We start from the raw sequence: 4,313 nt of genomic DNA on the forward strand, positions 1-4,313 counted from the left end.
CCTCTGAGAGTGCCAAGCGAAGCCAAGTCCAGTCGCCACCGCTGTTTTTTTCTTGGATAGCCTCCTCTAGGTTGAAATCGGCCACACGCGTAAAATCCACAGTAAACTGAAGCAGCTTATTATGCTTGATCTGCAGCTGTCGCCTTCCGAAAGAAAGTACCGCATCACAGTCGGAGTCTAAAAGTTGATATAGGGCCTGCTTCCCGACCATGCCTGTCGCCCCGGCTATGAGTGCGATTTTCATAGCGTAAAGGGTTTAAGTAGCACTTCAAACTCTGCTGCTATCGCCTGATTTTTATTATCGGTGTACCAGCGATGAATCGAGGCGATAAATTCTTCTTGCGTCTGTCCAGCGGGATTAGCCTTATAGGCGATAACTTTTTCTTGTAGAACTGCAGGGCGTGGACCCCAAGTAAAGCAGACCTCCCCAGTGGCCACATCGCAGGCGATAAGTTTGGGGATAGACTGCGCGCCATTCGTTAAAAACGCTGCCATGAGGGCACTATTTTGATCACGCAGCACCAAATCCAAAGAGATAGACGCGGAGACTTCAGCCATTTTAGCTAAGAACGGGATGGATTGTGCAGCATCACCACACCAGGCCTCTGTGAGCACTATCCAGCGCTGTGGTTGTTTTAGGCCGCCTAATAGACGCTCTAAAGTCTCGGGTACTAGTGCCGTTTTATCCCAGCGCTTCATGCGCTGCTGATTCATGCGTGTATAGTGCAGCATGGCCTCACTATGATTTTCACCTGTAGTTTGTCCTTTGGCCAGCAGTTCATCGACTAAGCTTCTATAAGTGCCGTAAGTATAAGTAGGTCCTGTCAGCAGCTCTGAAGGGAGTGCAGGGGTGCTCGTTTGCATAAAATGGGGTAGTTTAGATTGGTTTTAGGTATTTTCTTTACTGGCCTCCCAAGATTGGAAGTCCTCTATCTCCTGCTTTAGCGCATGAAAAATAGCTAATAGCACGGAGGCATCATCAGCAAAACCCAATACAGGAATCACATCGGGAATAATATCGATGGGTGTCACAAAATAAAGCAAGCCTAAGCATAATAAGGCTAGCGTTTTAAAGGATAGGCGATGCGCTCCGGAACGGTGGGCTTCTAACATGCGCTTAAACACATGTAGCGGCTGAAGCACCTTTTGCAACTCCTTACTTTCGCCTAAGGCCGCAATTTTCGCCCTTGCTTCCTCTAAAAGCTTAAGGATGGCTTCTTTACTGGAGGCGATTTGTTCGGCTTGCGCCAAAAACCGCAATCTTGCCTGCTGAAAATAGTTGTTTTGCTTCCACATGCTAGCTAGCGAATTTAGGGGTTAAAAGTACAGATGCACTTCCTTTTTAATAGCAGAGATGGCTAAGCGGATAGCTCTGCAGAAGAAGCTAAGGATTTTTCCATAATTGCTTTAGCCAGTACCAGTCCTTTCGCCTGCGCGTCTACCTCCTGAAAAGAAGCGTTTATGAGGACAATCGTACTTTCCACTGCCGCCTCTACACGTGCCCAGGCCTCATCTGAGAAATAAACCTGCTGGGAAAGATTATGGTTCACTTCCTCTCTTAAATCCCGAAGAAGTGCCTGATGGAGCTGAGAAGCCGAAAACTCAGGATCATTAACGCGCCGAATGAGTTGGTTAGGTCGGATGCGCTCTAAAAGCAGACACATGCGCTCGGCAGCCTGCAGTCGGATCGGTATGACCTCCTTTTGACTAAAGGCACGTAATTCTTTATCCTGTTTTTCACGTTCTTGCTTCAGAAAAGTGAGTATCACCAAATACATGCCATAAAGCACTGCCCCAGCGGCAATTAACACAGTCAGCAGTTGAGAAAGAAATTCCATAAGATAAGGTCTGTTAAAGTCGGATACCACCTCATTTGCATGAGAGGAACAAAATTACATGTTCCTACATTTAATTCTACGCTTTGTAGTAAACATTTCGAAATTTGAGTACTTTTATCTAAGAATATTGTTGCATGTATGCACAGAAAAGTAAAACAAGTATATGCTAAACCCTATTTCTATTACGCCTAAAGCATTAGAAGAAATCACTCATATCATTAAAAACAAAAACATTCCACCCACCTACGCACTTCGCATAGGGGTAAAAGGGGGAGGCTGTGGTGGCATGGCGTATATGTTGGGTTTTGACACAGAAAAAGAGGACGATAAAGTCTTTGTTATCGAAGAATTGACCGTTTTGATCGAAAAAAGACACATGATGTTCCTAATGGGCATGGAAGTTGATTTCTACGAAGGAACTGATGCACGAGGCTTTACATTCGTTAATCCCGATATACCGAAACGGCATGATCTGGCCGACGAGAAAAAAGAGTAGAAGAGCAAAAAAATCATGCATGCTCTTCTAAATCTTGTACTAAAAAAGTCACTTAATCACCCTTTACAAAGGTAGGCAAGGTTACGATGGCGTGCTATACCCGATTTCGGGTAAAATGAAGCAATTTTGGTTCTTTATTAACGAAACCAAACAGGACAGTGGAACATTTAAAAGTAAAAATTGAGGAGCAAGCTCTCCTCGCAGAACGTTTAGGACTTACACCAGCAGCTGCCAAGCTATACACCTACCTGATGTACAAGCAGGATGCGGCCACCTTCGAAGAACTGATTAGCTATTTTAATTTAAGCAAAAGTGCTGTTTCGATCGCATTAAATATGCTTATCGACCAACAGCTCATTTCCTTTCGCCAGCAACCTGGGAAGCGCAAGCGCTTTTTCTACCTAACGCTGGAAAGTTGGACGACAGAATCGCTTATCAATCACCGCTTTGCCCTCTTCATGCAGATGCTGGACACAGCCATAGCTACCCGAAAGGAGAATCAAAAAAAAACAGAGGATCTCGAGCATGTGCGTGGGTTTTACCAACTACTACTGGATGAGATCCCCTTAATCATTCAAAAATGGGAGGAGAAAACGAAGGCAAAATAAACTACTGCAGCAGATCCTTTACCACTTGGCCGTCCTTCATGATAAGCAAGAATCGCGTTTCTGGTGCTGCGATTAGCGCCAAATCTTCCACGGGATTTCCATCCACAACGATTAAATCGGCAAAAGCTCCTTCCTCCACCACTCCCAGCAGGCCTGGATAAGGGGAGCGCTTGCCCGATAGTTGAAGCAGCTGCCCGTTGTTATAGGTAATGAGTTGTAGCACCTCCGCATTCGTAAACCAGCGCTGTAGGCGAAGGATGTAGGCATTCTGCTGTGTATTTAGCTCCGGCTCAAACAGAAAATCTGTTCCCCAAGCGATTTTCAGGTTCATCTTTTTGGCCAGGGGCCAAAGTTTCTCCTGCCCTTCGATCACAGGCTTTCGCTTCTCCACGCGCAGTGGATCCATATCGGGGGTGCTTTCTACCAAGTTCTGGGTACTGAGCCAAACTCCCTTTCGCTTCATCATACGAAGCGTTTTTTTATCCAGAATTTGGCCATGTTCGATGCACTTAACCCCTGCGCGAATGGCTTTTTGGACGGCTCTCGGTGTGTAGGCATGCACCATCACATAAGTACCCCAGTCTTCTGCAGCCTCTACGGCGGCCTGCATTTCATCCAAGGTATACTGCGTCACATCTACCGGATCATAGGCAGAAGAGGTCCCTCCCCCGGCCATCAGCTTGATTTGGCTAGCGCCAAAGCGTAAATTTTCGCGCACTGCTGTAAGTACTTCGGGGCGTCCATCCGCTATAAATGTAGCCTGCATGCGCTCTGCTCGTGACACCTCTCCGAAGAACTTTCTTGAACGCTCATCAGGACTGCGAAAATCACCATGCCCTGCCGTCTGCGAAATCGTGGCTCCTGATGGCCAAATCCTCGGGCCGGCAAGTGCTCCAGCATCTATCTGCGCTTTCAGCGGAAAAATAGGACCACCCGCATCACGGACCGATGTAAAACCACGAAGCAGCATGGAGGCTGCTCCTCCGCCCACTTTTTCCATAATAACGCCCTGTGAGAGCATCGGCGAAAGCATTTCTTTCATGCTTAATGCACCGAAAGTTAGGTGCACATGAACGTCGATTAAGCCAGGTAAGAGGGTCTTGCCACTTCCATCGATAAGGCGTTCTCCAGATTCCGCTGCTAAGCGAGGGGCCATCTCCACGATTTTGTCTCACGAACACGAACATCCATAGGAGGTAAAAGTCGCGCTTTTCGGCTATCAAAAACTTGTATCTGCTCAAAACGAGTGCTCGGGGCCCTGAGCGAATACCATCCAGGAATACAAGATGCTGCTGCAGTGAGTAAAAATTTCGCATAGTTAGTCGATATGATGGGTAATATAAGCTTTTCTTTGGAACTCGACCCGAAGTG

At 46.8% G+C, this 4,313-nt stretch carries 6 protein-coding genes and 1 pseudogene; 2 read left to right on the forward strand and 5 right to left on the reverse strand.

Features of this window, described 5'->3' with window-relative positions; translation table 11 throughout:
- The 4 genes and pseudogenes from A3SI_RS13330 to A3SI_RS13345 all read right to left on the reverse strand — a co-directional run.
- Positions 1-244, reverse strand: a pseudogene (locus A3SI_RS13330) (oxidoreductase); the annotation flags it as partial.
- Positions 241-864 carry a thioredoxin family protein gene (locus A3SI_RS13335; protein WP_009056691.1) on the reverse strand — a complete coding sequence of 208 codons (624 nt, stop codon included), beginning with the start codon at positions 862-864 and terminating at the stop codon, positions 241-243. The pseudogene A3SI_RS13330 and the gene A3SI_RS13335, both read right to left, overlap by 4 nt.
- 24 nt (positions 865-888) lie before the next feature.
- Positions 889-1,296 (reverse strand): YkvA family protein, encoded by a 408-nt coding sequence (locus tag A3SI_RS13340; protein ID WP_009056693.1) that lies wholly within the window; start codon positions 1,294-1,296, stop codon positions 889-891.
- Between the two features lie 62 nt (positions 1,297-1,358).
- Complete coding sequence (locus A3SI_RS13345; RefSeq protein ID WP_009056695.1) at positions 1,359-1,838, reverse strand: DUF7935 family protein; 480 nt, start codon at positions 1,836-1,838, stop codon at positions 1,359-1,361.
- Positions 1,839-2,001: 163 nt separating this feature from the next.
- Between A3SI_RS13345 and A3SI_RS13350 the strand changes: the two genes are divergently transcribed.
- Together A3SI_RS13350 and A3SI_RS13355 are read left to right on the forward strand one after the other, a co-directional pair.
- Complete coding sequence (locus tag A3SI_RS13350; protein ID WP_009056697.1) at positions 2,002-2,334, forward strand: HesB/IscA family protein; 333 nt, start codon at positions 2,002-2,004, stop codon at positions 2,332-2,334.
- Positions 2,335-2,492: 158 nt separating this feature from the next.
- Positions 2,493-2,942 (forward strand): GbsR/MarR family transcriptional regulator, encoded by a 450-nt coding sequence (locus A3SI_RS13355; protein WP_009056698.1) that lies wholly within the window; start codon positions 2,493-2,495, stop codon positions 2,940-2,942.
- Position 2,943: 1 nt separating this feature from the next.
- On the opposite strand, the gene A3SI_RS13360 is transcribed toward A3SI_RS13355, so the two are convergent.
- Positions 2,944-4,098 (reverse strand): metal-dependent hydrolase family protein, encoded by a 1,155-nt coding sequence (locus tag A3SI_RS13360; RefSeq protein WP_009056699.1) that lies wholly within the window; start codon positions 4,096-4,098, stop codon positions 2,944-2,946.
- Positions 4,099-4,313: the final 215 nt, after the last annotated feature.

Origin of the sequence: Nitritalea halalkaliphila LW7 (assembly GCF_000265075.1) — a bacterium.
Lineage (GTDB): Bacteria > Bacteroidota > Bacteroidia > Cytophagales > Cyclobacteriaceae > Nitritalea > Nitritalea halalkaliphila.